Origin of the sequence: Serratia entomophila (genome assembly GCF_021462285.1) — a bacterium.
Classification (GTDB): Bacteria; Pseudomonadota; Gammaproteobacteria; order Enterobacterales; family Enterobacteriaceae; genus Serratia; species Serratia entomophila.
In genome coordinates this window covers 3,874,395-3,899,268 of record NZ_CP082787.1, presented here as the reverse complement: position 1 = coordinate 3,899,268, position 24,874 = coordinate 3,874,395, and the positions used below count along the sequence as shown (strand labels likewise).

The 24,874-nt window shown below is 56.7% G+C and carries 21 protein-coding genes, 2 tRNA genes and 3 rRNA genes; 15 read left to right on the top strand and 11 right to left on the bottom strand.

The features are described from left to right. Positions 1-2 precede the first annotated feature (2 nt). Entirely contained in the window at positions 3-962 is a 960-nt protein-coding gene (gene accA, locus KHA73_RS18925; protein WP_234585977.1) for an acetyl-CoA carboxylase carboxyl transferase subunit alpha, read from the top strand. A gap of 44 nt (positions 963-1,006) precedes the next feature. Here the strand turns inward: accA and KHA73_RS18920 are convergent, their stop codons facing one another. Continuing rightward, positions 1,007-2,323, bottom strand: a complete 1,317-nt coding sequence (locus tag KHA73_RS18920) for an IS4 family transposase (protein ID WP_234584928.1) — start codon at positions 2,321-2,323, stop codon at positions 1,007-1,009. 175 nt (positions 2,324-2,498) lie between these two features. On the opposite strand from KHA73_RS18920, the gene KHA73_RS18915 reads away from it, so the two are divergent. The 4 genes from KHA73_RS18915 to KHA73_RS18900 all read left to right on the top strand — a co-directional run bounded on the left by KHA73_RS18915 (position 2,499) and on the right by KHA73_RS18900 (position 6,783). Then, on the top strand, positions 2,499-4,634 hold the full coding sequence (locus KHA73_RS18915) for a lysine decarboxylase LdcC (protein WP_234585975.1): 2,136 nt from the start codon (positions 2,499-2,501) through the stop codon (positions 4,632-4,634). 76 nt (positions 4,635-4,710) lie between these two features. Beyond that, complete coding sequence (locus KHA73_RS18910) at positions 4,711-5,100, top strand: VOC family protein (RefSeq protein ID WP_234585973.1); 390 nt, start codon at positions 4,711-4,713, stop codon at positions 5,098-5,100. A gap of 40 nt (positions 5,101-5,140) precedes the next feature. Further along, positions 5,141-6,469 carry a tRNA lysidine(34) synthetase TilS gene (gene tilS / locus KHA73_RS18905; protein ID WP_234585972.1) on the top strand — a complete coding sequence of 443 codons (1,329 nt, stop codon included), beginning with the start codon at positions 5,141-5,143 and terminating at the stop codon, positions 6,467-6,469. Beyond that, positions 6,466-6,783 (top strand): c-type cytochrome, encoded by a 318-nt coding sequence (locus KHA73_RS18900; protein ID WP_234585970.1) that lies wholly within the window; start codon positions 6,466-6,468, stop codon positions 6,781-6,783. The genes tilS and KHA73_RS18900 overlap by 4 nt, the downstream gene beginning before the upstream one ends. Positions 6,784-6,837: 54 nt before the next feature. Here KHA73_RS18900 and rof read toward each other — a convergent pair whose 3' ends face one another. Together rof and KHA73_RS18890 are read right to left on the bottom strand one after the other, a co-directional pair. After that, positions 6,838-7,101, bottom strand: a complete 264-nt coding sequence (gene rof, locus KHA73_RS18895) for a Rho-binding antiterminator (RefSeq protein ID WP_234585968.1) — start codon at positions 7,099-7,101, stop codon at positions 6,838-6,840. Continuing rightward, positions 7,088-7,288, bottom strand: coding sequence for a YaeP family protein (locus KHA73_RS18890; protein ID WP_073970287.1), 201 nt, complete (start codon positions 7,286-7,288; stop codon positions 7,088-7,090). The genes rof and KHA73_RS18890 overlap by 14 nt, the downstream gene beginning before the upstream one ends. A 214-nt stretch (positions 7,289-7,502) precedes the next feature. On the opposite strand from KHA73_RS18890, the gene KHA73_RS18885 reads away from it, so the two are divergent. Genes KHA73_RS18885 through nlpE form a run of 3 tightly spaced genes read left to right on the top strand, consistent with a single transcriptional unit; the run spans position 7,503 to position 9,182 of the window. Further along, positions 7,503-8,051 carry a YaeQ family protein gene (locus KHA73_RS18885; RefSeq protein WP_234585966.1) on the top strand — a complete coding sequence of 183 codons (549 nt, stop codon included), beginning with the start codon at positions 7,503-7,505 and terminating at the stop codon, positions 8,049-8,051. A gap of 3 nt (positions 8,052-8,054) precedes the next feature. Then, positions 8,055-8,468 (top strand): alternative ribosome rescue aminoacyl-tRNA hydrolase ArfB, encoded by a 414-nt coding sequence (gene arfB / locus KHA73_RS18880; RefSeq protein WP_234585965.1) that lies wholly within the window; start codon positions 8,055-8,057, stop codon positions 8,466-8,468. Between the two features lie 30 nt (positions 8,469-8,498). Next, complete coding sequence (gene nlpE / locus KHA73_RS18875; RefSeq protein ID WP_234585963.1) at positions 8,499-9,182, top strand: envelope stress response activation lipoprotein NlpE; 684 nt, start codon at positions 8,499-8,501, stop codon at positions 9,180-9,182. 45 nt (positions 9,183-9,227) lie between these two features. On the opposite strand, the gene proS is transcribed toward nlpE, so the two are convergent. The 6 genes from proS to metN form a co-directional block, all read right to left on the bottom strand. Continuing rightward, on the bottom strand, positions 9,228-10,946 hold the full coding sequence (proS, locus tag KHA73_RS18870) for a proline--tRNA ligase (RefSeq protein WP_234585962.1): 1,719 nt from the start codon (positions 10,944-10,946) through the stop codon (positions 9,228-9,230). 120 nt (positions 10,947-11,066) lie between these two features. Continuing rightward, positions 11,067-11,774, bottom strand: coding sequence for a tRNA (N6-threonylcarbamoyladenosine(37)-N6)-methyltransferase TrmO (gene tsaA / locus KHA73_RS18865; protein ID WP_234585961.1), 708 nt, complete (start codon positions 11,772-11,774; stop codon positions 11,067-11,069). Then, entirely contained in the window at positions 11,771-12,175 is a 405-nt protein-coding gene (rcsF, locus tag KHA73_RS18860; protein WP_234585959.1) for an Rcs stress response system protein RcsF, read from the bottom strand. The genes tsaA and rcsF overlap by 4 nt, the downstream gene beginning before the upstream one ends. 114 nt (positions 12,176-12,289) lie before the next feature. After that, a complete protein-coding gene (locus KHA73_RS18855) occupies positions 12,290-13,105 on the bottom strand; it encodes a MetQ/NlpA family lipoprotein (RefSeq protein ID WP_095098956.1) in 816 nt (271 codons plus the stop codon). Between the two features lie 40 nt (positions 13,106-13,145). Further along, complete coding sequence (locus KHA73_RS18850) at positions 13,146-13,799, bottom strand: methionine ABC transporter permease MetI (protein WP_234585958.1); 654 nt, start codon at positions 13,797-13,799, stop codon at positions 13,146-13,148. Then, positions 13,792-14,823 carry a methionine ABC transporter ATP-binding protein MetN gene (gene metN / locus KHA73_RS18845; protein ID WP_234585956.1) on the bottom strand — a complete coding sequence of 344 codons (1,032 nt, stop codon included), beginning with the start codon at positions 14,821-14,823 and terminating at the stop codon, positions 13,792-13,794. Before metN ends, KHA73_RS18850 begins: the two co-directional genes overlap by 8 nt. A gap of 187 nt (positions 14,824-15,010) precedes the next feature. On the opposite strand from metN, the gene gmhB reads away from it, so the two are divergent. The 7 genes from gmhB to KHA73_RS18810 all read left to right on the top strand — a co-directional run bounded on the left by gmhB (position 15,011) and on the right by KHA73_RS18810 (position 23,018). Beyond that, on the top strand, positions 15,011-15,574 hold the full coding sequence (gmhB, locus tag KHA73_RS18840) for a D-glycero-beta-D-manno-heptose 1,7-bisphosphate 7-phosphatase (protein ID WP_234585955.1): 564 nt from the start codon (positions 15,011-15,013) through the stop codon (positions 15,572-15,574). A gap of 399 nt (positions 15,575-15,973) precedes the next feature. Continuing rightward, a 16S ribosomal RNA gene (locus KHA73_RS18835) occupies positions 15,974-17,514 on the top strand. Positions 17,515-17,589: 75 nt separating this feature from the next. Continuing rightward, positions 17,590-17,666, top strand: a tRNA-Ile gene (locus tag KHA73_RS18830). Between the two features lie 130 nt (positions 17,667-17,796). After that, positions 17,797-17,872 (top strand) — tRNA-Ala (locus KHA73_RS18825). A gap of 207 nt (positions 17,873-18,079) precedes the next feature. Next, positions 18,080-20,988: ribosomal RNA gene (locus KHA73_RS18820) — 23S ribosomal RNA — on the top strand. Positions 20,989-21,094: 106 nt separating this feature from the next. After that, positions 21,095-21,210: ribosomal RNA gene (gene rrf / locus KHA73_RS18815) — 5S ribosomal RNA — on the top strand. The 16S, 23S and 5S rRNA genes sit together here with 2 tRNA genes alongside, the layout of an rRNA operon. Before the next feature lie 503 nt (positions 21,211-21,713). Next, positions 21,714-23,018 (top strand): MFS family transporter, encoded by a 1,305-nt coding sequence (locus KHA73_RS18810; RefSeq protein ID WP_234585953.1) that lies wholly within the window; start codon positions 21,714-21,716, stop codon positions 23,016-23,018. Between the two features lies 1 nt (position 23,019). On the opposite strand, the gene KHA73_RS18805 is transcribed toward KHA73_RS18810, so the two are convergent. Together KHA73_RS18805 and pssA are read right to left on the bottom strand one after the other, a co-directional pair. Beyond that, on the bottom strand, positions 23,020-23,352 hold the full coding sequence (locus tag KHA73_RS18805) for a YfiM family lipoprotein (RefSeq protein WP_234585951.1): 333 nt from the start codon (positions 23,350-23,352) through the stop codon (positions 23,020-23,022). Positions 23,353-23,420: 68 nt separating this feature from the next. Further along, positions 23,421-24,776, bottom strand: coding sequence for a CDP-diacylglycerol--serine O-phosphatidyltransferase (pssA, locus tag KHA73_RS18800; protein ID WP_234585949.1), 1,356 nt, complete (start codon positions 24,774-24,776; stop codon positions 23,421-23,423). Positions 24,777-24,874: the final 98 nt, after the last annotated feature.

Genomic DNA, 24,874 nt, shown 5'->3' with positions numbered 1-24,874 from the left:
TTATGAGTCTGAATTTTCTTGATTTTGAACAGCCGATTGCAGAGCTGGAAGCGAAAATTGACTCGCTGACCGCAGTCAGCCGTCAAGACGAAAAATTAGATATTAATCTGGACGAAGAGGTTCAGCGCCTGCGTGAAAAGAGCGTTGAGCTGACGCGCAAGATTTTTGCCGATCTTGGGGCCTGGCAGATTGCCCAGCTGGCACGCCACCCGCGCCGTCCTTATACCCTGGATTATATCAAACACATCTTTACCGACTTCGAAGAGTTGGCGGGCGATCGCGCCTATGCCGACGACAAAGCGATTGTCGGCGGCATTGCGCGGCTGGATGGCCGCCCGGTGATGATCATTGGTCATCAGAAAGGCCGCGAAACCAAAGAAAAAATCCGTCGCAACTTCGGCATGCCGGCGCCGGAAGGCTACCGCAAGGCATTGCGCCTGATGGAAATGGCTTCCCGCTTCAAGCTGCCGATCATCACCTTTATCGACACCCCTGGCGCTTACCCGGGCGTGGGTGCGGAAGAACGCGGCCAGTCTGAAGCCATCGCGCGCAACCTGCGTGAGATGTCGCGTCTGAACGTGCCGGTGATTTGCACCGTGATCGGCGAAGGCGGCTCCGGCGGCGCGTTGGCGATCGGCGTGGGCGACAAAGTGAACATGCTGCAGTACAGCACCTACTCGGTGATTTCACCGGAAGGTTGCGCTTCCATCCTGTGGAAGAGCGCCGACAAAGCGCCGTTGGCGGCGGAAGCGATGGGCATTATCGCTCCGCGCCTGAAGGAGCTGAAGCTGATCGACTCGGTGATCCCGGAACCTTTGGGCTCCGCCCACCGCGACGTGCCCGCCATGGCCGCTTCGCTGAAGGCGCAGCTGCTGGCGGACCTGAAGGATCTCGACGGCCTGAACAACGAAGAGTTGCTCAACCGTCGTTATCAGCGTCTGATGAACTACGGCTACTGCTGAGTTCCGTCATTCTCTGCAAGAAACCGCCTTCGGGCTAACACCGTTCACTTAAGATGTTTTGAGTGAACGGGATACTGGGTTTTTGAGATTCGAACGGTCCTCTTTTTGGGCCGTTTTCTCTTTTCTGGCAGGATAAATTGCTTCACATTCTCCCGCATTTTCTTCAGCTTCGTCGGGATCGTCCCTGGTTTACTCAGTGAACACCAGATGAGTTCATCCTGGATCAGTCTCATCGCCATCACGAAGCTTATCCGCAGTGGCGGCACTTTTGCTTCCCGTGCTATCTGACTCATCTCCATTCTGACCAGATTATAGGCCGTCAACAGACCCCAGATTTCCTGGTAAATCCCGCTCACTTTCTGGCTGCGCAGCAACGTCGCTGTGCTCAGCTGGAACTGTTTCAGCTCTCCGTAGCCATTTTCTATGCTCCACCGCTCCTGATACACATAACGCAGCGAGTCTGCCGGATACAGCTCCGGCTCGCTCAAAGAGCTGATAAAACCTTTGTAATGGCCTGATTCATCTTCACATTCTATTAGCCGGGCCTGCCAGTATTCAGGCAGCGAGCTGTCCTGTTTTCGGGCCTGCGGTGAGACCTGCATCTCCACCAGATGGTCTCCTTCTCCGAACGTTTCCACTACACGGTATTTCGTGTTTCCCTTCAGGGGAACCAGCCAGTGCGCATCGTTCTGTCTGCGTTGCCAGTTAATCAGTAACTCTGCGGATAAATAGCAGCGGTCAAACAGCGTCAGGCTTTTCGCCTGCGGCGATAATTGCTTCGCGTAACTGACTTCGCCGGTATTTGCCGGCCCGAATTTCACGTCATGGATCAACCGGCTGCGCAGCGACATCATGGCGCACAGCCTGACCATCGGGTACTCAGTGTGTCTGTCCGGACGATGCTTTATGTACTCAAAATGGTCTGCAAGTTCGGGCGTATCGGGTGTGCGAAAAAGGGTGCCATCAACGGCGAACAGCCGCAGTCCGTGCCAGAGGTCATCCTTATCTTCCTGTTGAGTCCAGTGGCTGGCCGTCAGGGTGAAGAGCTCCCGAAGCGGTTCATCGCTCAACCGCTGGCGTGCCTGGGCAATGGAGCTGGCAGCGAGAGTCTCACCTTCCTGCGAACTCAGGACGAGGTCGAGTTTTGTCACAACGTCCGTGATGGAGCGGTCGCGGTACAGGCCCATGCCCACAATCAGCCAGACCACGAGTTCTGCGGGGAGTTTACGTTTACGGATACTGGCTTTATTCGTGGAATCAAGGACCTGAGAAATCCACTCAAGGGGAATGGCACGCTGAAAACAGGAAAGTGAAACGGGTTCAGCCCAGGTCTGGGTATCGTCAAGCCAGGTTGAAAGCATAAAAAAGCCCCATCAGAGAATTGATGAGGCTATTGTCGTCTACCCACCGGATCGTTCAACCGATCATTTTGCTTAACCGATCGGTGTTAGCCTTCGGGCGGTTTTTTTTTGGCTACACACCGCTGGATTTTCATGTTGTTATAGAACCTTGGCGGTTAACTGACAGGAGCAGTCGATGAATATCATCGCGATCATGAGCCCGACCGGCGTGTATTACAAAGATGAGCCGATCCGCGAACTCCACGCCGCGCTGGCCGCAATGGGCTTTCAACTGATCTACCCAAAGGACGGCGGCGATTTGTTGAAGCTGATCGAAGCCAATGCGCGCATCTGCGGGGTGATTTTCGACTGGGATGACTACAGCCTGGAGCTGTGCAGCGAAATCAACGATCTGAACGAATACCTGCCGCTGTATGCCTTTATCAACACCCATTCCACCTTCGACGTCAGCCTGCATGAAATGCGCATGGTGCTGTACTTCTTCGAGTACGGCCTGAATGCGGCCGACGATATCGCCCAGCGCATCCAGCAATACACTGCTGAGTACATTGACGCCATCACGCCGCCGCTGACCAAGGCGCTGTTCAACTACGTGCGCGAAGGCAAATATACCTTCTGCACGCCGGGCCACATGGCCGGCACCGCCTTCCAGAAAAGCCCGGTGGGCTGCCTGTTCTACGACTTCTTCGGCGCCAACACCCTGAAGGCCGACGTTTCTATCTCGGTAACCGAGCTGGGATCGCTGCTCGATCATACCGGGCCGCATCTGGAGGCGGAAGAGTACATTGCGCGCACCTTCAACGCCGAGCAGAGCTACCTGGTGACCAACGGCACCTCCACCGCCAACAAGATCGTCGGCATGTATTCGGCGCCGGCCGGCAGCACGGTATTGATTGACCGCAACTGCCACAAATCACTGTGCCATCTGCTGATGATGACCGACCTCGTGCCTGTCTATCTGCGCCCGCTGCGCAACGCCTACGGCATTCTCGGCGGCATTCCGCAGCACCAGTTCACCCGCAGCAGCATCGCCGCCCAGGTGGCGGCCACCGCCAACGCCAGCTGGCCGGTGCATGCGGTGATCACCAACTCCACCTACGACGGCCTGCTGTACAATACCGACTACATCAAGCAGACGCTGGATGTGCCCTCGATCCATTTCGACTCCGCCTGGGTGCCCTATACCAATTTCCACCCGATCTACGACGGCAAGAGCGGCATGAGCGGCGAGCGTACGCCCGGCAAGGTGATTTACGAGACCCAGTCGACCCACAAGCTGCTGGCGGCGTTCTCGCAGGCTTCGATGATCCACATCAAGGGCGACTACGATGAAGGCACCTTCAACGAAGCCTATATGATGCACACCACCACCTCGCCGAATTACGGCATAGTGGCGTCGATGGAAACCGCCGCCGCCATGCTGCGCGGCAACCCGGGGCGGCGGCTGATCAATCGTTCGGTGGAGCGCGCGCTGCATTTTCGCCGCGAGGTGCAGCGGCTGCGCGAGGAGAGCGACAGCTGGTTCTTCGACATCTGGCAGCCGGAGCAAATCGACGAGGCGCAGTGCTGGCCGCTGGATCCGGACGATAACTGGCATGGCTTTGGCGATACCGACCGCGATCACATGTATCTGGATCCGATCAAGGTGACGATCCTGACGCCGGGCATGAATGAGCTGGGCACGCTGGAAGAGAGCGGCATTCCGGCGGCGCTGGTGGCGAAATACCTGGATGAACGCGGCATCGTGGTGGAGAAGACCGGGCCTTACAACCTGCTGTTCCTGTTCAGCATCGGCATCGACAAAACCAAGGCGATGAGCCTGCTGCGCGGGCTGACCGATTTCAAACGTGCTTACGATCTCAACCTGCGGGTGAAGAACATGCTGCCGGATCTGTATGCCGAGGATCCGGACTTCTACCGTAACATGCGCATCCAGGATCTGGCGGCTGGGATCCACCGGTTAATTTGCCAACACGATCTGCCAGGCCTGATGCAACGGGCGTTTGACGTGCTGCCGGAGATGAAGCTGACGCCGCATCAGATGTTCCAGCAGCAGGTGCGCGGCAACGTGGAAACCTGCGAGCTGGATCAGCTGGTGGGCAAGGTGGCGGCCAACATGATCCTGCCTTATCCGCCAGGCGTGCCGCTGGTGATGCCGGGGGAAATGATCACCGAAGAAAGCCGTGCGGTGCTCGATTTTCTGCTGATGCTGTGCTCGATAGGCGAGCGCTACCCCGGGTTTGAAACCGATATTCACGGCGCCAGGCTGACGGAGGACGGCCGTTATCTGGTGAAAGTGCTGAAAGCCTGAACCGCCGGCGTTTTGCCGTTGACGTTGCCGGTAGCGCCGGATACCTTGCCTTATCGAAAACGCATGAGGAACCCCTATGTTGGCATTACGCCAGGTGCATCATATCGCCATCATCGGCGCCGATTACGCCGCCAGCAAGCATTTTTACTGCGACATTCTCGGCTTCACCCTGTTGAGCGAAGTGTATCGTGAAGAGCGTGATTCGTGGAAAGCGGATCTGGCGCTCAACGGCCAATACAGTATCGAACTGTTTTCTTTCCCTTCGCCGCCGGCCCGCGTCAGCCACCCCGAGGCCTGCGGGCTGCGTCACCTGGCGTTCAGCGTCGAGGATATCGGGCAGGCGATTGCCCATCTGCAGGCGGCCGGGGTGGCGTGCGAGCCGGTGCGCGTCGATCCCTACACCCAGTCCCGTTTCACCTTCTTTAGCGATCCCGATGGGCTGCCGCTGGAATTGTATGAGCTATAAAGGGTTAACGTGCGCAATGGGGAAGTGACAAAGCCTATCCATGGATATCAATCAATTAACGACGCAGGTTGCGGAGCAACTGGCTGAACAGCGGCAACTGCTGGTGGCGTTCAGCGGCGGGCTGGATTCCAGCGTGCTGCTGCATCTGCTGGCGCAGCTGCGCCGGCGGCGGCCTGAACTGCAGCTGCGGGCGGTGCATGTGCATCATGGTCTGAGCGCCTTTGCCGACGACTGGGCCGAACACTGCGAGCGGCAGTGCGCGCTGTGGCAGGTGCCGCTGAGCGTGCGGCGGGTGCAGGTGGACGCCCGCGAAGGCGGCATCGAGGCGGCGGCGCGCGCCGCGCGTTATGCCGCCTTCAGTGCCATGCTGCAGGCCGGCGAGGCCCTGATCACCGCTCAGCACCTCGACGACCAAAGCGAAACCTTTCTGCTGGCGCTCAAACGCGGCAGCGGCCCGGCCGGTTTGTCGTCGATGGCGGCGCGCGGCGCGCTGGGCGATCATAGGCTGTTGCGGCCGCTGCTGGGCTGCTCGCGCCTGCAGCTGGAGGACTATGCGCAACGGCACCAATTATCCTGGATAGACGACGACAGCAATCAGGACCCGCGCTTCGATCGCAACTTTTTGCGGCTGCAGGTGTTGCCGCTGCTCAATCAGCGCTGGCCGCACTTTGCCTCGGCCGTTGCCCGCAGCGCCAGCCTGTGCGCCGAGCAAGAGCAGCTGTTGGATGAGCTGCTGGCGGAGCAGCTGCAGGCGTTGCTGGCGGCAGATAAGTCGCTGGCGATCGACGGCCTGCAGGGCTGTTCGCCGGCGCGGCGTTTTGCCCTGCTGCGCCGCTGGATTGCCTTGCATAACGTCGCCATGCCTGCGCGCGAGCAGCTGCAACGCCTGTGGGATGAGGTCGCGCTCAGCCGGGCGGACGCCGAGCCGCAGCTGCAGCCGGGGCCCTATCAAATCCGTCGTTTTCGCGGCCGGTTGTATCTGCTGCCGCTGCTGGCGGAGCTGCGCGATATTCGCCTGCCATGGCAAGGTCATGAACCTTTGACGCTGCCCGGCGGGCTGGGCCGTTTAATCAGCGGAGAAGGCGAGGTGCAACTGCGCGCGCCGCTGCCTTCGCAGCAGGTCAGCGTGCGTTTTGGCGCTCGGGGCGCGGTGCGCATCGTTGGTCGCGCTCATTCGCGCCCGATCAAAAAGCTGTGGCAGGAGCTGGGTATCGCGCCCTGGCTGCGTGAGCGCATCCCGCTGATCTATTATGACGAGCAGTTGATCGCCGCGCTGGGCGTATTCATCAGCGAGGCGGGCCAGGCGCAGCCGGGCGCGCAGCCCTGGCGGCTGCACTGGGATAAAAATTATAATCGGGAGGAGCAATGATGACGTTAGTTCGTGTGATGCTGTTGGCCGCCGCTCTGTTCAGCCTGCCTGCGATGGCGGCGGGCGACGTCGTGGCCGGCAAGAATAAATCCACCAGTTGCATGGCCTGTCATGGCGCGGAAGGCAAGGTTAAGGCGCCGGTATACCCTAATCTGGCCGGGCAGAACGCGCTGTATCTGCAGTATGCGCTGCTGGCCTATAAAAAGGGCGAGCGTAACGGCGGCCAGGCCGAAGTGATGAAAGCCTTTGTTTCCGGGCTGTCGGATGAGGATATTGCCGATCTGGCGGCCTATTACGCCAGCCTGAAGCCCTAAAATGACGAGGGCAGCCGATGGGCTGCCCTGTTGGGATGGGGTTACCGCGGTGGGTCAGTCCGAAAGGCTGACGACGACGGTACCGATTTCCGGATGACTAAAACTGCTGATGTGGTCCAGGCGAAGATCGCGCTGGTTGCCGTTTTGCTCGATGGTCAGATACTCAACGCGCTTTTTTTGCAGCAGATCGATCGCCTTGGCTTCGATCACTTCTCCGTCGCGTAACTCCAGCTTCAGAATAAGTTTATGCTGACAGGCGAGTTCCAGGTTGTCGTAGTCATCGCAATTGATGGGTTGATACTCATCATTCATCAACATAGTCGCTCACCAATAAGTTAGCGGCGGCAAAGGCCGCCTGTTCCCTAACGGAGGACGGTAGCGCGTTATCCGCAGCGACAGCGTCCAATGCCTTTAACACACATGCTAGCGCATCAGGCACGTAGCCGAGATCACCACTGCCAATCTCGGCGTAAAAACGGCGTACTAACTCACAATATTGTTGCACTGTTTCCTCCCTTAAGAACCTCTGCGTCATCGAAGAGGATATAGCGATGAGGCCCAGGCTCTTGGAGTTTTACCCTATCCTAGACGACTATAGCACAGCTGTTGTGGAGTTATTAGCACCTCTGCGCGCCTTTCGCACTGCGCTTTGGCCAGCCGCGCTGGCTGCGGACCGGCCAGATCAAGTACACTGTCGCCTGATAATTATGAGGTCACCCATGGCGCTGAAAGCAACCATTTATAAAGCCGCGGTCAATATCGCTGATATGGATCGTCACTTCTACCACGACGCCACCCTGACTCTGGCACAGCATCCTTCCGAAACCGAACAACGCATGATGCTGCGCCTGCTGGCCTGGATCTGCCACGCCGACGAGCGGCTGGTGTTCACCAAGGGCCTGAGCGCCGAAGACGAGCCGGAGATTTGGCGGCGCAACGACCATAATGGGTTGGAGATGTGGATCGAAATGGGCCTGCCGGACGAGAAGCGTATCAAGAAAGCCTGCAACCAGTCGCCGCGCGTGGTGCTGTATGCCTATGGCGAGCGCGCCGGGCACGTTTGGTGGCAGAGCATGCAGAGCAAGGTGGCCGGCTACAAGAACCTCAGCGTGCGTTTTCTGGATGACGGGCAGCTGGCACGGCTTACCGCGCTGGCCAGCCGCAATATGACGTTGCAGGCCACGCTGCAGGAAGGAACTATCTGGCTGTCCGACGCTCAGAATAGTCTGGAAATCCAGTTTGCCGAGTGGCAACAGGCGCAGGTGTGACCGGTGCTGGAACTGTCAAGAAACGTAGTCATAGCGGACAATGAACTGGAATTGACCGCCATCCGCGCGCAGGGCGCGGGCGGCCAGCACGTGAACAAAACCTCAACGGCGATCCATTTGCGCTTTGACATCCGGGCCTCCAGCCTGCCAGAGTATTATAAAGAAAGGCTGCTGGCCTTTAACCACCATTTAATTACCGCCGACGGCGTGGTGATTATCAAAGCGCAGGAATATCGCAGCCAGGAACTTAACCGTGAAGCGGCGTTGGCCCGGCTGGTGGCGCTGATTCAGCAGGCTATGGTGGTGGAAAAAGCGCGCAAGGCGACCAAGCCCAGCAAAGGGGCCAAATTACGCCGTTTGGAAGGCAAGGTACGTAAAGGTGCCACCAAGGCGCTGCGCGGCAAGATCCGCACTTAGGAAATACATGAACACAGTAGGAGAATAACTGTGAAGAAAATTACTGTAGCCCTGTTTTTGGCGGCAGGGGCGCTCTCGTTGTTGGGATGCAACAATCATTATCAGCCGAAGGAACAACCGCTGCAGCCGATGCAGCAAAGCTATCAGGGCCTGTTGCCCTGTGCCGATTGCGAAGGTATCGACACCGCGCTGTTCCTGGATGAAGACGGCACTTTCGTGCTGCAGGAAACCTACCGCGGCAGCAGGGACGGCGATCAGGCCTTTGCCGATTACGGCAAATGGGCCCGCACCGCGGATAAGCTGGTGCTGACCGACAGCAAGGGAGATAAGCGTTACTTCCGCCCGGTGGGCAAAAGCCTGGAGATGCTGGATCAAAGCGGCGCGCCTATCGAGTCTACGCTGAACTACCGTCTGGATCCGGTCGATAAGCCGTTGCCCAAAACGCCGATGCAGTTAAAAGGCAGCTATACCTATATGGCGGATGCGGCGGTGTTCAAAGACTGCGCCACCGGCAAGACCTTCCCGATAGACAACAATATCGCGCTGGAGAGGGGTTACGCCAAGGCGTATAAAACGCCGGGCGAACCTGTGTTCCTGACCTTCAACGCGCACTTTAGCGTGCAGCCTTCGATGGAAGAGGGGCAAATCGAGAAGGCGCTGGTGCCGGACGGCAAGATTGTTTTCGATCGCAGCAAAAACTGCGACAGCAAATAACCGACATAAAAAACCCGCCGAGGCGGGTTTTTTATTGCCTGACGATCAGCGCTTGATTTGCCCCAGCAGGAAATCAACGATTTCACCGGTTTTAATCATTTGCTTCTCGCCGATGCGGCGGTTTTTATATTCGATCTCTTCGCTGTCGAGGTTGCGGTCGCCGATGACGATAGAGTGCGGTACGCCAATCAGTTCCATATCCGCGAACATTACGCCCGGGCGCTCTTTACGGTCGTCGAGGATCACATCGATACCGTGGGAGCGCAGGGTGTTGTAAAGCTCTTCGGCCAGCGCCTGCACGCGGAAGGACTTGTGCATGTTCATCGGCAGGATAGCGACCTGGAAAGGCGCGATAGCGTCTGGCCAGATGATGCCGCGCTCGTCGTGGTTCTGCTCGATGGCCGCAGCCACCACGCGCGTTACCCCGATGCCGTAGCAGCCCATGGTCAGCAGCTGGTTGCGGCCGTCTTCGCCTTGCACGGTGGCCTTCATCGCTTCCGAGTATTTGGTGCCGAGCTGGAAGATATGGCCCACTTCGATACCGCGTTTGATCAGCAGCGTGCCCTGGCCGTCCGGGCTGGCGTCGCCTTCCACTACGTTACGGATATCGGCCGTCTGCGGCAGCGGCAGATCGCGCTCCCAGTTGATGCCGAAGTAGTGTTTGCCGTCGACGTTGGCGCCGGCGCCAAAATCGCTCATCGCCGCCACGCTGCGGTCTGCAACCACCGGCACCTGCAGGTTGACTGGGCCCAGCGAACCCGGGCCGGCGCCAACGATAGCGCGAATTTCTTCTTCGGTAGCGAAGGTCAGCGGTGCGGCAACCTGTGGCAGCTTTTCCGCTTTGACTTCGTTCAGCTCGTGATCGCCGCGCACCAGCAGGGCGACCAGCTTGTGGCCGCTGTCTTCGGTGGCGCGCACCAGCAGCGTCTTAACGGTTTTTTCCACCGGCAGCTGGAATTGCTCGACCAGCTCGGCGATGGTTTTGGCGTTCGGCGTGTCGACGATGCGCAGTTCTTCACTGGCGGCCGCGCGCGGCTGGGCAGGGGCGACCGCTTCGGCCAGCTCGATGTTGGCGGCGAAGTCGGAGCCGGTGGAGAACACGATATCGTCTTCACCGCTGTCGGCCAGCACCTGGAATTCGTGTGAGGCGCTGCCGCCGATCGAACCGGTATCCGCCTGCACCGGGCGGAAATCCAGGCCCATGCGGCTGAAGATCTTGCTGTAGGCTTCGTACATCGCGTCGTAGGTGGCCTGCAGCGATTCCTGCGTGGTGTGGAAGGAGTAGGCGTCCTTCATCAGGAACTCACGGGAACGCATCACGCCGAAACGCGGGCGCACTTCGTCGCGGAACTTGGTTTGGATCTGGAAGAAGTTCAGCGGCAGCTGCTTGTACGAGCTGATCTCGTTGCGGATCAGATCGGTGATCACTTCTTCATGCGTTGGGCCCAGCACGAACGGGCGCTCGCCGCGATCGACAAAGCGCAGCAGCTCCGGGCCGTACTGTTCCCAGCGGCCACTTTCCTGCCACAGGTCGGCGGGCTGAACCACCGGCATGGAAACTTCGATCGCGTTTGCATTGTTCATTTCTTCGCGAACGATGTTTTCAACCTTTTTCAGAACGCGCAGGCCGGTCGGCAGCCAGGTGTAAAGACCGGAGGCCAGCTTGCGAATCATCCCGGCGCGCAGCATCAGCTGGTGGCTGATCACTTCGGCATCGGCAGGTGTCTCCTTCAGGGTGGAGAGCAGATATTGGCTAGTACGCATGGTGTTTTGGTTCCGTTAGAACTGCAAATTGCATCGGGCTGCCAGAGTGGCGGCCAAAAGCGACAAAAGTGGTTTAGTTTACCAGCGCGAGCGGGCCGTCAAAAGAGACACGGCGGAATTTTAACGCGGGTCGAGCGACAACACTTCGGTTTGTTGATCCGCCACTCGCCAACGCACGTTGAAATCCAGCAACCAGACGGCGTAATCCCGTTCGGCTTCCTCACCTTTACGATAGGCGGGGCGAGGGTCCTGCGCCAGCACCTGGCTGATAAAACGCCGCAGCTGCGGGTAACGCGCCTGATGCTGCTGCAGCTGTTGTTCCGCCTGCGGCGTGAAATGCACCGGCATATCACCGGCGGGGGCCGCCTGGGCAAACCCGGCGCGGGCCTGCGGCTGGCTCTCGGCAAAGGGCAGGTAAGGTTTGATGTCCACCACCGGCGTGCCGTCGACCAGATCGAGGCTGCCCAGCTCCAGCACCACTTCACCGCCCCGGACGCGCACGCCTTTCAGTTCGATCAGAGACATGCCGAGCGGGTTGGGGCGGAAGGTTGAACGGGTGGCGAACACGCCCATGCGCGCATTGCCGCCCAGGCGCGGCGGGCGCACCGTCGGGCGCCAGCCGCCATCCAGGGTCTGATGAAAAATGAACATCACCCACAGATGGCTGAAATCGCTGAGGCCGCGCACCGCTTCCGCTTGATTATAGGGCGGCAGCAGCACCAGTTCGCCGCCACCGTCTTCGACTAACCCCGGTTGGCGGGGAACGGCGAATTTTTCTTTATACGGCGAGCGGATAGTACCGATCTGATTGAAAACAAATTCGGTCATTTGGACGAGACGTTAAGCGCCGAGCCCTGGCAGACGGCCTGTTGGTAACAGCCGGCAACGCCGCTGACAATCTGGCAGTCGTGCAGCAACACCGCATTGGCCTTCATATAAGACGCGCGGATCTGCATACGCTTGCGGGCGGTGGTCAGGTTTGGCGGCGAGTCCTGTACCGTGGTCTGGCAAGATTCGCCGGAAACTTCGCCCAGATCGCGGAAAGGTTTGCCCACCAGTTCTTCTGCACTTTTGTACAGTTTGACCGGCGCCGGACGCGCTGCCGGTGTGGTCTTGACCGGTGCGGTTGCAGTAGGTTTGCTGGTGCTGCTTGTTGAGGATGGCGCGATACGTTGCGATGAGCATCCGGCCAGCGCAAGCGCTAACAAACAGAGAGGTAAAACACGCATTGATATTCCTCTGCCTTAATGAAAGTGGCGCTATTGAAACAATCTATGGTGGAAATAACAAGACGGGCCGTAGCCCGTCTTGCAATTATAGGAATAAAATTGGCGCCTGAGCGCTTACCAGCCTTTGACTGCGCCGCCGTTGAAGATCTTGTTGGCCGCTTCGTTCACTTCGTCAGACTGGTAGGCCTGAACGAATTTCTTCACGTTTTCCGCGTCTTTGTTATCTTCGCGGGCTACCAGCAGGTTCACGTAAGGAGAATCCTTGTCTTCAACAAACAGGCCGTCTTTCGCCGGCGTCAGGCCAATCTGGCTGGCGTAGGTGGTGTTGATCACCGCCAGCGCGATTTGTTGATCGTCCAGCGAGCGCGGCAGCTGTGGCGCTTCCAGCTCGACCAGCTTCAGGTTTTTTGGGTTCTCGGTCACGTCCAGCACGGTTGGCAGCAGGCCAACACCGTCTTTCAGCTTGATCAGGCCCACTTTCTGCAGCAGCAGCAGTGAACGGCCCAGGTTGGTCGGGTCGTTAGGCAGGGCTATCTGGGAACCTTCTTTCAGTTCGTCCAGCGATTTGATTTTCTTGGAGTAACCGGCAATCGGGTAAACAAAGGTGCTGCCGACCGGCACCAGCTTGTAGCCGCGATCCTTGATCTGTTGATCCAGGTACGGCTTGTGCTGGAAGGCGTTCAGGTCGATATCCCCTTTGCTCAGCGCTTCGTTAGGCAGCACGTAGTCGTTGAAGGTCACCAGCTCGACGTTCAGGCCGTATTTTTCTTTCGCGACTTTCTGCGCAACTTCAGCAACCTGCTGTTCAGCACCGACAATGACGCCGACTTTGATGTGGTTCGGATCTTTTTCATCCTGGCCGCAGCCTGCCAGAGCCAGAGTGCCGATCAGTGCGCCGATTGCCGCGATGGATTTAAATTTTAACGACATATCCCTTCCTCATTAGACTCGCATTAACATGCGGTGAAAACTATTTGTGGGTGACGGCCTTGACGATGCGATCGCCACAGAACTGAATCAGATAGACCAGAACTACCAGTAATACTAATACGGTATTCATCACTGTGGCGTTATAACCTATATACCCGTATTGATAACCGATCTGCCCCAGACCGCCGGCGCCAACCGCGCCGCCCATGGCCGAGTAGCCTACCAGAGTGATCAGGGTGATGGTGGCGGCGTTGACCAGGCCCGGCAGGGCTTCAGGCAACAGCACCTTCTTGATGATCTGCAGCGGGGTAGCGCCCATGGCGCGCGCCGCTTCCACCAGGCCGGAGGGGATCTCCAACAGGGCGTTTTCCACCATGCGGGCGATGAACGGCGCGGCGCCGACGGTCAGCGGCACGATGGCGGCCTGCAGGCCGATCGAGGTGCCGACGATCATGCGGGTGAACGGGATCATCCATACCAGCAGGATAATGAAGGGGATGGAGCGGAAAATATTCACCAGGCCCGACAGCGCTCTATACAGCGTGTTGTTGGCGGCGATCTGCCCCGGACGGGTCACATACAGCAGCACGCCCACCGGCAGGCCGAGCACGAAACCGAAGAAGCCGGAGACAAAGGTCATCATGACGGTTTCCCACACGCCACGCGCCATTAACCACATCATTGCCTCAGACATAACCCAGAACCTCTACTTTTACCTGATTTTCCTGCAGGAACTTAATCGTTGCCAGCGCGTCTTCGTCGCTGCCGTGCAGCTCCGCCAGCATCACGCCGAATTTCACGCCGCCGGCGTAATCCATTTGGGCGCTGATAATGTTGTTGTTGACGTTGAAGCGGCGAGCGGCTTCGGACAGCAGCGGCGCGTCAACGGACTGGCCGGTGAACTCCAGGCGCAGCAGCGGCTGACGATCGCCCTGGCGATCCGGCACCAGGCGCTTGGCGTAGTCGTCCGGGATATCCAGATGCAGGGTCGATTGAATAAACTGTTGGGCCAGCGGGGTTTTCGGATGAGAGAACACTTCGCTGACGCTGTCTTTCTCAATCAGCTGGCCCTGGCTGATGACTGCGACCTGGTCGCAGATGCGTTTCACCACGTCCATTTCATGGGTGATCAACAAAATGGTCAGGCCCAGGCGGCGGTTGATGTCTTTCAGCAGTTCCAGAATGGAGCGGGTGGTGGCCGGATCCAGCGCGCTGGTGGCTTCGTCGCACAGCAGCACCTTCGGATTGCTGGCCAGCGCGCGGGCGATCGCCACGCGCTGCTTTTGGCCGCCGGACAGGTTGGCCGGGTAAGCGTCGTGCTTGTCCGCCAGGCCCACCAGTTCGAGCAGTTCGGTCACGCGTTTTTTGATTTCGGCGCGCGGCGTATTGTCCAGCTCCAGCGGCAGCGCGACGTTGCCGAACACCGTGCGGGAAGACAGCAGGTTAAAGTGCTGGAAAATCATGCCAATCTGGCGGCGCGCGCGGGTCAGTTCGCTTTCCGAGAGTGAAGTCAGATCCTGCCCGTCGACCAGCACCTGGCCGGAAGTCGGTCGCTCAAGCATGTTGGCGCAGCGGATCAGCGTGCTTTTACCGGCGCCGGAAGAGCCGATAACGCCGTAGATTTGCCCGGCAGGGACGTGAAGAGTCACGTCAGAGAGCGCGGTAATGGTGCGCGAACCCTGCTGGAACACTTTGGTGATGTTAGAAAGTTTAATCATATTCTTCTTATTTTAGCGTGGTTGCCCGTGGCTAGATAAAAGTAAACCTTGGCGTGGAACCAAGGTATGGTCAGATGTTAAGGCGTCTAGACGTCTAAGTCAACGATCAACACCGCTCTCCAGCGTTCTCAGCACCCGGTAAAACATGCGATACTGTCGGCGTATTCAGGCCCTCAGGAGTAAACCGGTGACACAAAGCGTTCCAGCAATTTTTCTCGATCGTGACGGCACGATTAATGTCGACCATGGCTATGTCCATGAAATCGACAATTTCCAATTTATCGATGGCGTGATTGACGCCTGTCGCGAACTCAAAAAAATGGGCTTTGCGCTGGTCCTGGTGACCAACCAGTCCGGCATTGCGCGCGGCATGTTCAGCGAAGACCAGTTTATGTACCTGACCGAATGGATGGACTGGTCGCTGGCCGATCGCGACGTCGACTTCGACGGCATCTATTTCTGCCCGCACCACCCCGAAGCGGCAGTAGAAGAGTACCGCCAGGTATGCGACTGCCGTAAACCGCAGCCGGGCATGCTGCTGCAGGCGCAGCGGGAATTGAACATCGATATGGCCGCTTCTTATATGGTGGGTGACAAACCGGAAGATATGCAGGCGGCGATCGCGGCCGGCGTTGGCACTAAGGTGCTGGTGCGCACCGGCAAGCCGGTAACGGAACAGGGTGAGAAACTGGCCGATTGGGTGTTAAACAGCCTGGCGGACCTGCCGGAAGCCATTAAAAAGCGGGTTTAATAGGCGTTACGAATGAATAGTGAGCGGTCAGATAAAAAATGCATATTAACCCTTGTCATTCTGAACCGGCTCCCTATAATGCGCCTCCATCGACACGGAACATGTGAACAACTTCACAGAGTATCCGGGGGTCGCAGAGAAAAAATCCTGAAAATTAGGGTTGACTCTGAAAGAGGAAAGCGTAATATACGCCACCTCGAGTTAACAAGCGAAAGCGGCTAACTCACTGCTCTTTAACAATTTATCAGACAATCTGTGTGGGCACTCCACAAGACGATATCCAGTACCTTCGGGTACGAAAAAATATCAAGTCTTGAAGAGTGACTAGCTTGTAAAAAAGCAATTTTTGAAGCAGTAACCTTTGAGCATCGCTTCACGAGTTGAAGCAAATCAAGCTTTTAATTGAAGAGTTTGATCATGGCTCAGATTGAACGCTGGCGGCAGGCCTAACACATGCAAGTCGAGCGGTAGCACGGGGGAGCTTGCTCCCTGGGTGACGAGCGGCGGACGGGTGAGTAATGTCTGGGAAACTGCCTGATGGAGGGGGATAACTACTGGAAACGGTAGCTAATACCGCATAACGTCTACGGACCAAAGTGGGGGACCTTCGGGCCTCACGCCATCAGATGTGCCCAGATGGGATTAGCTAGTAGGTGGGGTAATGGCTCACCTAGGCGACGATCCCTAGCTGGTCTGAGAGGATGACCAGCCACACTGGAACTGAGACACGGTCCAGACTCCTACGGGAGGCAGCAGTGGGGAATATTGCACAATGGGCGCAAGCCTGATGCAGCCATGCCGCGTGTGTGAAGAAGGCCTTCGGGTTGTAAAGCACTTTCAGCGAGGAGGAAGGGTAGTGTCTTAATACGGCATTGCATTGACGTTACTCGCAGAAGAAGCACCGGCTAACTCCGTGCCAGCAGCCGCGGTAATACGGAGGGTGCAAGCGTTAATCGGAATTACTGGGCGTAAAGCGCACGCAGGCGGTTTGTTAAGTCAGATGTGAAATCCCCGCGCTTAACGTGGGAACTGCATTTGAAACTGGCAAGCTAGAGTCTCGTAGAGGGGGTAGAATTCCAGGTGTAGCGGTGAAATGCGTAGAGATCTGGAGGAATACCGGTGGCGAAGGCGGCCCCCTGGACGAAGACTGACGCTCAGGTGCGAAAGCGTGGGGAGCAAACAGGATTAGATACCCTGGTAGTCCACGCTGTAAACGATGTCGATTTGGAGGTTGTGCCCTTGAGGCGTGGCTTCCGGAGCTAACGCGTTAAATCGACCGCCTGGGGAGTACGGCCGCAAGGTTAAAACTCAAATGAATTGACGGGGGCCCGCACAAGCGGTGGAGCATGTGGTTTAATTCGATGCAACGCGAAGAACCTTACCTACTCTTGACATCCAGAGAACTTTCCAGAGATGGATTGGTGCCTTCGGGAACTCTGAGACAGGTGCTGCATGGCTGTCGTCAGCTCGTGTTGTGAAATGTTGGGTTAAGTCCCGCAACGAGCGCAACCCTTATCCTTTGTTGCCAGCGATTCGGTCGGGAACTCAAAGGAGACTGCCGGTGATAAACCGGAGGAAGGTGGGGATGACGTCAAGTCATCATGGCCCTTACGAGTAGGGCTACACACGTGCTACAATGGCGTATACAAAGAGAAGCGAGCTCGCGAGAGTAAGCGGACCTCATAAAGTACGTCGTAGTCCGGATTGGAGTCTGCAACTCGACTCCATGAAGTCGGAATCGCTAGTAATCGTAGATCAGAATGCTACGGTGAATACGTTCCCGGGCCTTGTACACACCGCCCGTCACACCATGGGAGTGGGTTGCAAAAGAAGTAGGTAGCTTAACCTTCGGGAGGGCGCTTACCACTTTGTGATTCATGACTGGGGTGAAGTCGTAACAAGGTAACCGTAGGGGAACCTGCGGTTGGATCACCTCCTTACCTAATGATATTGATTCGCGTGAAGTGCTCACACAGATTGTCTGATGAAAAAGTAACGAGCAGAAATACCTTTATAGGCTTGTAGCTCAGGTGGTTAGAGCGCACCCCTGATAAGGGTGAGGTCGGTGGTTCAAGTCCACTCAGGCCTACCAAATTCTCCCTTATACTGCGTTATGCGCGCGGTCGTTTACAAAAGTAAACGTCCCTTCCGCATGCCTGGCCTAAGAAAGAATTAACTCTTGGTTGAGTTGGTAACCATAAAGGTCTCTGCTGTGACTGTATGGGGCTATAGCTCAGCTGGGAGAGCGCCTGCCTTGCACGCAGGAGGTCAGCGGTTCGATCCCGCTTAGCTCCACCATATAGTCCGGTATTTCACTACTTCAGAGTATATTGGCGACAGTATGCTGCGAAGTATTTTGCTCTTTAACAATCTGGAACAAGCTGAAAATTGAAACATGACGGCTGAAATTTATCCCTCCGTAGATGTACTGGGGTAAAGAGTAACCTGTCATAGAGTCTCTCAAATGTTTGCAGCGCGAACGATGGAAACATCTTCGGGTTGTGAGGTTAAGTGACTAAGCGTACACGGTGGATGCCTAGGCAGTCAGAGGCGATGAAGGGCGTGCTAATCTGCGAAAAGCGTCGGTAAGGTGATATGAACCGTTATAACCGGCGATACCCGAATGGGGAAACCCAGTGCAATTCGTTGCACTATCGTTAAGTGAATACATAGCTTAACGAGGCGAACCGGGGGAACTGAAACATCTAAGTACCCCGAGGAAAAGAAATCAACCGAGATTCCCCCAGTAGCGGCGAGCGAACGGGGAGGAGCCCAGAACCTGAATCAGTTCTTGTGTTAGTGGAAGCGTCTGGAAAGTCGCGCAGTAAAGGGTGATAGCCCCGTACACTAAAATGCATTGACTGTGAGTTCGATGAGTAGGGCGGGACACGTGACATCCTGTCTGAATATGGGGGGACCATCCTCCAAGGCTAAATACTCCTGACTGACCGATAGTGAACCAGTACCGTGAGGGAAAGGCGAAAAGAACCCCGGCGAGGGGAGTGAAATAGAACCTGAAACCGTGTACGTACAAGCAGTGGGAGCACCTTCGTGGTGTGACTGCGTACCTTTTGTATAATGGGTCAGCGACTTATATTTTGTAGCAAGGTTAACCGTATAGGGGAGCCGTAGGGAAACCGAGTCTTAACTGGGCGAATAGTTGCAAGGTATAGACCCGAAACCCGGTGATCTAGCCATGGGCAGGTTGAAGGTTGGGTAACACTAACTGGAGGACCGAACCGACTAATGTTGAAAAATTAGCGGATGACTTGTGGCTGGGGGTGAAAGGCCAATCAAACCGGGAGATAGCTGGTTCTCCCCGAAAGCTATTTAGGTAGCGCCTCGTGAACTCATCTTCGGGGGTAGAGCACTGTTTCGGCTAGGGGGCCATCCCGGCTTACCAAACCGATGCAAACTCCGAATACCGAAGAATGTTATCACGGGAGACACACGGCGGGTGCTAACGTCCGTCGTGAAGAGGGAAACAACCCAGACCGCCAGCTAAGGTCCCAAAGTCATGGTTAAGTGGGAAACGATGTGGGAAGGCATAGACAGCCAGGATGTTGGCTTAGAAGCAGCCATCATTTAAAGAAAGCGTAATAGCTCACTGGTCGAGTCGGCCTGCGCGGAAGATGTAACGGGGCTAAACCATGCACCGAAGCTGCGGCAGCGACGCTTAGGCGTTGTTGGGTAGGGGAGCGTTCTGTAAGCCGTTGAAGGTGGCCTGTGAGGGTTGCTGGAGGTATCAGAAGTGCGAATGCTGACATAAGTAACGATAAAGCGGGTGAAAAGCCCGCTCGCCGGAAGACCAAGGGTTCCTGTCCAACGTTAATCGGGGCAGGGTGAGTCGACCCCTAAGGCGAGGCCGAAAGGCGTAGTCGATGGGAAACAGGTTAATATTCCTGTACTCGGTGTTACTGCGAAGGGGGGACGGAGAAGGCTAGGCTAGCCGGGCGACGGTTGTCCCGGTTTAAGCGTGTAGGGGGAGTGACCCGGTAAATCCGGTTGCTTATTCAACCCTGAGGCGTGATGACGATGCACCACGGTGCAGAAGTAGTTGATGCCAAGCTTCCAGGAAAAGCCTCTAAGCATCAGGTAACACAGAATCGTACCCCAAACCGACACAGGTGGTCAGGTAGAGAATACCAAGGCGCTTGAGAGAACTCGGGTGAAGGAACTAGGCAAAATGGTGCCGTAACTTCGGGAGAAGGCACGCTGGCGCGTAGGTGAAGTCCCTTGCGGATGGAGCTGAAGCCAGTCGCAGATACCAGCTGGCTGCAACTGTTTAATAAAAACACAGCACTGTGCAAACACGAAAGTGGACGTATACGGTGTGACGCCTGCCCGGTGCTGGAAGGTTAATTGATGGGGTCAGCCGCAAGGCGAAGCTCTTGATCGAAGCCCCAGTAAACGGCGGCCGTAACTATAACGGTCCTAAGGTAGCGAAATTCCTTGTCGGGTAAGTTCCGACCTGCACGAATGGCGTAATGATGGCCAGGCTGTCTCCACCCGAGACTCAGTGAAATTGAACTCGCTGTGAAGATGCAGTGTACCCGCGGCAAGACGGAAAGACCCCGTGAACCTTTACTATAGCTTGACACTGAACATTGAGCCTTGATGTGTAGGATAGGTGGGAGGCTTTGAAGCGTGGACGCCAGTCTGCGTGGAGCCAACCTTGAAATACCACCCTTTAATGTTTGATGTTCTAACTCGGCCCCGTAATCCGGGGTGAGGACAGTGTCTGGTGGGTAGTTTGACTGGGGCGGTCTCCTCCCAAAGAGTAACGGAGGAGCACGAAGGTTAGCTAATCACGGTCGGACATCGTGAGGTTAGTGCAAAGGCATAAGCTAGCTTGACTGCGAGAGTGACGGCTCGAGCAGGTACGAAAGTAGGTCTTAGTGATCCGGTGGTTCTGAATGGAAGGGCCATCGCTCAACGGATAAAAGGTACTCCGGGGATAACAGGCTGATACCGCCCAAGAGTTCATATCGACGGCGGTGTTTGGCACCTCGATGTCGGCTCATCACATCCTGGGGCTGAAGTAGGTCCCAAGGGTATGGCTGTTCGCCATTTAAAGTGGTACGCGAGCTGGGTTTAGAACGTCGTGAGACAGTTCGGTCCCTATCTGCCGTGGGCGTTGGAAGATTGAGAGGGGTTGCTCCTAGTACGAGAGGACCGGAGTGAACGCACCACTGGTGTTCGGGTTGTCATGCCAATGGCACTGCCCGGTAGCTAAGTGCGGAAAAGATAAGCGCTGAAAGCATCTAAGCGCGAAACTTGCCTCGAGATGAGTCTTCCCTGGGCCTTTAAGGCCCCTGAAGGAACGTTTAAGACTAAGACGTTGATAGGCTGGGTGTGTAAGTGCAGCGATGCATTGAGCTAACCAGTACTAATGATCCGTGAGGCTTAACCTTACAACACCGAAGGTGTTTTAGAGCAGACGATAGATTTTCAGCGAAGTTCTTAGATTGGTTTCAATGGCGACACGAAAGTGAAGCGGTTGGAATGAAACAGAATTTGCCTGGCGGCAATAGCGCGGTGGTCCCACCTGACCCCATGCCGAACTCAGAAGTGAAACGCCGTAGCGCCGATGGTAGTGTGGGGTCTCCCCATGCGAGAGTAGGACACTGCCAGGCATCAAATAAAACAACAAGCCTCATGCGAAAGCATGGGGCTTTTTGTTTTGTCTGTTATCTGGCGTTCTGCTCGAGCATGGGCATGCGAAAGGCCCGTCGGGAACGGGCCTTAACGCCGCGTGCGGCGGCCCCGGAGGGGAGAGTCTCAGGATGAGACGAATTGTGTAGGACAAATCCGCCGGGAGCGGATTTGAACGTTGCGAAGCAACGGCCCGAAGGGGGGCGGGCAGGACGCCCGCCATAAACTGCCAGGCATCAAACAAAGTAAGAAGCCCTGAACGCGAGTTCAGGGCTTTTTGCTTTAGAAAAATAAAACCGCTGCAATTTCGCCTAATTTTCATCGCACTGTTTAATATTCATCACAAAAATCACGTATTTCACTTGGCTTCGTACGATATTCTTCGCCTGCTATCCGGTTTAATTGTTAACTTGTGAGTAACAACAAGGCAACAAATAACGGCAGGATGCCGATTTCACCACCGTTCTGGCCCGGAGAATAGATAATGACAGAAACAACTTCACCGCTTGGGGATGCCGCTACGCTGGCGGCTCAGGATAAAAAGCAGCGGATCTTCGCCATCGTCGGCGCTTCATCAGGCAACCTGGTGGAGTGGTTCGATTTCTACGTTTACTCTTTCTGCTCTATTTACTTTGCCGCCTCTTTCTTCCCGGCGGGTAACAGCACCACTCAGCTGCTACAGACCGCCGGCGTCTTTGCCGCCGGATTCTTCATGCGGCCGATTGGCGGCTGGCTATTCGGTTATATCGCCGATAAGCACGGCCGTAAAAACTCGATGCTGATTTCGGTGTGCATGATGTGCGCCGGATCTCTGGTGATCGCCTGCCTGCCTACCTACGAAGCGATCGGTAGCTGGGCGCCGGCGCTGCTGCTGCTTGCGCGCCTGTTCCAGGGGCTGTCGGTGGGCGGAGAATATGGCACCAGCGCGACCTACATGAGCGAGGTGGCGGTAAAAGGGCGCCGCGGATTTTACGCCTCTTTCCAATACGTCACGCTGATCGGCGGTCAATTGCTGGCGCTGTTGGTTCTGGTGGCGCTGCAGCAGATCTTGTCCACCGAAGAGCTAAAGGCCTGGGGCTGGCGAATTCCGTTTGCGTTGGGTGCGGCGTTGGCGGTGGTGGCGCTGTATCTGCGCCGTTCCTTGAATGAAACCTCCGATGCGAAAACCCGTAACCATAAGGATGCCGGCTCGTTGAAAGGGCTGTGGAAAAACCGCCGGGCTTTCCTGATGGTGCTGGGGTTCACCGCCGCCGGATCGCTGACCTTCTATACCTTCACCACTTATATGCAGAAATACCTGGTGAATACGGCAGGGATGGACGCCAAGCTGGCGAGCGGCATCATGACCGCCGCGTTATTTATTTATATGCTGTTGCAACCGGCTGTGGGGGCATTCTCGGATAAGATCGGCCGCCGCAACTCGATGCTGATCTTCTCCTCGTTGGCCACCTTGTTGACGGTGCCGATCCTCTTTACCCTGAAAAGCGTCACCAACCCTTATGCGGCATTCGGCCTGATTATTCTGGCGCTGTTTATCGTCAGCTTCTACACCTCGATCAGTGGGCTGCTGAAAGCTGAAATGTTTCCGCCGGAGGTGCGTGCGTTGGGGGTCGGGCTGTCTTATGCGGTGGCTAACGCCATGTTTGGCGGTTCGGCCGAATATGTCGCGCTGTCGCTGAAGTCATTCGGCATCGAGAATGCCTTCTTCTGGTACGTTTCAGGCATGTGCCTGCTGGCGCTGATCGTCTCGCTTCGGCTGCATCGCAAAGGGCAGGAAATTCAGCTGTAAATCAACGCGTGGCGTGGTACAGGCTGTAGCCTGCTGCCGCGCCCGCCACGTCCCAGGCAAAGTCCTTCCAACTCCAGCCGGTGCCGCCTTCGCGGCTGTCGTACAGCTCTTTGGCGGCGCCGAGGCTTACCGAGAAAGCCAGCCCAAAACTGCGGCTGCGTGCTTCATTCCAGTTTTGACGATCGCCATAGGCGGCGCCGGCGGCGGCAAAGGCGGCAGAGGCGACGAAATGCTGCGCCTTGTCTTTGCCGGTCCAGCTGTCGTTGGCCAGATGGGTGCAGCCGCTGGTGAGCAACAGTAAAGGGGGCACGACCGATAAGCGAAGCGGGCGCATAGGGAAAACATCCTGTTATAAAAAACCCCGGCACGGCCGGGGTCTGCGGTAGCTGAATTATAGCCGGATTACAGTATACGGCTAATCAACCGGTCAATGCGGATACGGCGCAGACGGCGGATCAGTTTGCGCACCTTGATCGGGTATTGTTGGATGCTTTGCAGCTCCAGATAGTTACCCACCACGGTGGTATGGGTGCGAATGCACTCCAGCTCTTTATGACGCTGCTCGCGCATTTCCTGCTTGGGATCGTGGATCAGGATGGCGTTCTCCAGATCCAGCCGCCAGGCGCGCGGATTAAGGTTATTGCCGGTGATCAGCTGCCATTCGTCATCCACCCACATGCCTTTCAGGTGGTAGCTGTTATCGCCGTCTTTCCACAGGCGGACGATCAGCTGGCCGGTGTCGATATAACGCTGCAGGCGGCTGAGGAAGCGGCGCAGGTTGATCTCGTACAGGTAAGGCAGTGCGCCGATGATTTTAAACGGCTGATCTTCCGGAATGTAGAAGTCGTTGGCGGTTTTGTCGCCGACGATGATTTCCACCTGTTTGCCCTGGCGCAGCAGATAGATGATATTGCGCACCAGCAGCGCCGGCAGGTTGAAATACGGCGTGCACAGCGTCAGCTTTTGATCGGCGCAGGACATCAGGTGATGAATGGTCTTGTTCAGCACGCTTTGTTTGCCGAGCCCGACCAAAGGCGTGACCGCCAGCTCGTCGTTGCCCGCCTTGCCGCGGAACTGATAGCCGGCGCGCCGCAGGCCGAAGCGAAACAGGCGGGTTTCGTTCTTGATCTCCGGGCTTTTCGGGCGATCGTCACGATCCAAACGCTGTACGGCGCCGGCGGTCAGCAAATGCTGTTTGATGTAATCGATCAGGGTATCGGCCAGCACGGCGTTGGCGATCAGCTGATAGCGGTCGTAGCGGTATTTTTCATGCTGATGCAGATAGACGTCGTTAATGCTGGCGCCGCTGTAAATCACGGTATCGTCGACCACAAAGCCTTTCAGGTGCAACACGCCCAGCGCTTCGCGAGTGTTGACCGGCACGCCGTATACCGGCACCGACAGCCCCGGGTGCTGGCTCGCCATTGCACAATACCAGTCGGCATTGGTGTTGGCGGCGGCGGCGCCGATGCGCCCGCGCTGCGCGCGGTGCCAGTCGACCAGAATGCAAATCTCCAACTCCGGGCGCCGCTGTTTGGCCTGATAAAGCGCGTTGAGGATCTCGCGCCCGGCATCGTCATGTTCCAGATAGAGGGCGACCAGATAGATGCGTTGGGTGGCGTTGGCGATGGATTCCAACAGCGTGGCGCGGAAGTCTGAAGGTGCGTACAGGGTACGAACATCAGCAACCGTCTGGGGGAGTTTGGGCAGTTGTGCAAGGTGTTGTTGATGTTTGCTACGTTTAAATTTTGACAACATCACAGTGCGCTTCTTCTCTCATGATTGGATGGCCGGAACGCCACATGCATAAAAACAATAAATCGAATAATCGGTCGATAATACCATTAGTTGCCCCG

Bases quoted from the DNA above. Each gene is read 5' to 3' on its own strand.
- KHA73_RS18810 (WP_234585953.1), top strand. From the start codon at position 21,714: ATGACAGAAACAACTTCACCGCTTGGGGATGCCGCTACGCTGGCGGCT.
- pssA (WP_234585949.1), bottom strand. From the start codon at position 24,776: ATGTTGTCAAAATTTAAACGTAGCAAACATCAACAACACCTTGCACAA.
- KHA73_RS18855 (WP_095098956.1), bottom strand. From the start codon at position 13,105: ATGTCGTTAAAATTTAAATCCATCGCGGCAATCGGCGCACTGATCGGC.
- rcsF (WP_234585959.1), bottom strand. From the start codon at position 12,175: ATGCGTGTTTTACCTCTCTGTTTGTTAGCGCTTGCGCTGGCCGGATGC.
- proS (WP_234585962.1), bottom strand. From the start codon at position 10,946: ATGCGTACTAGCCAATATCTGCTCTCCACCCTGAAGGAGACACCTGCC.
- KHA73_RS18850 (WP_234585958.1), bottom strand. From the start codon at position 13,799: ATGTCTGAGGCAATGATGTGGTTAATGGCGCGTGGCGTGTGGGAAACC.
- metN (WP_234585956.1), bottom strand. From the start codon at position 14,823: ATGATTAAACTTTCTAACATCACCAAAGTGTTCCAGCAGGGTTCGCGC.
- KHA73_RS18920 (WP_234584928.1), bottom strand. From the start codon at position 2,323: ATGCTTTCAACCTGGCTTGACGATACCCAGACCTGGGCTGAACCCGTT.
- tilS (WP_234585972.1), top strand. From the start codon at position 5,141: ATGGATATCAATCAATTAACGACGCAGGTTGCGGAGCAACTGGCTGAA.
- KHA73_RS18910 (WP_234585973.1), top strand. From the start codon at position 4,711: ATGTTGGCATTACGCCAGGTGCATCATATCGCCATCATCGGCGCCGAT.
- rof (WP_234585968.1), bottom strand. From the start codon at position 7,101: ATGTTGATGAATGATGAGTATCAACCCATCAATTGCGATGACTACGAC.
- KHA73_RS18915 (WP_234585975.1), top strand. From the start codon at position 2,499: ATGAATATCATCGCGATCATGAGCCCGACCGGCGTGTATTACAAAGAT.
- KHA73_RS18805 (WP_234585951.1), bottom strand. From the start codon at position 23,352: ATGCGCCCGCTTCGCTTATCGGTCGTGCCCCCTTTACTGTTGCTCACC.
- accA (WP_234585977.1), top strand. From the start codon at position 3: ATGAGTCTGAATTTTCTTGATTTTGAACAGCCGATTGCAGAGCTGGAA.
- KHA73_RS18900 (WP_234585970.1), top strand. From the start codon at position 6,466: ATGATGACGTTAGTTCGTGTGATGCTGTTGGCCGCCGCTCTGTTCAGC.
- tsaA (WP_234585961.1), bottom strand. From the start codon at position 11,774: ATGACCGAATTTGTTTTCAATCAGATCGGTACTATCCGCTCGCCGTAT.
- KHA73_RS18885 (WP_234585966.1), top strand. From the start codon at position 7,503: ATGGCGCTGAAAGCAACCATTTATAAAGCCGCGGTCAATATCGCTGAT.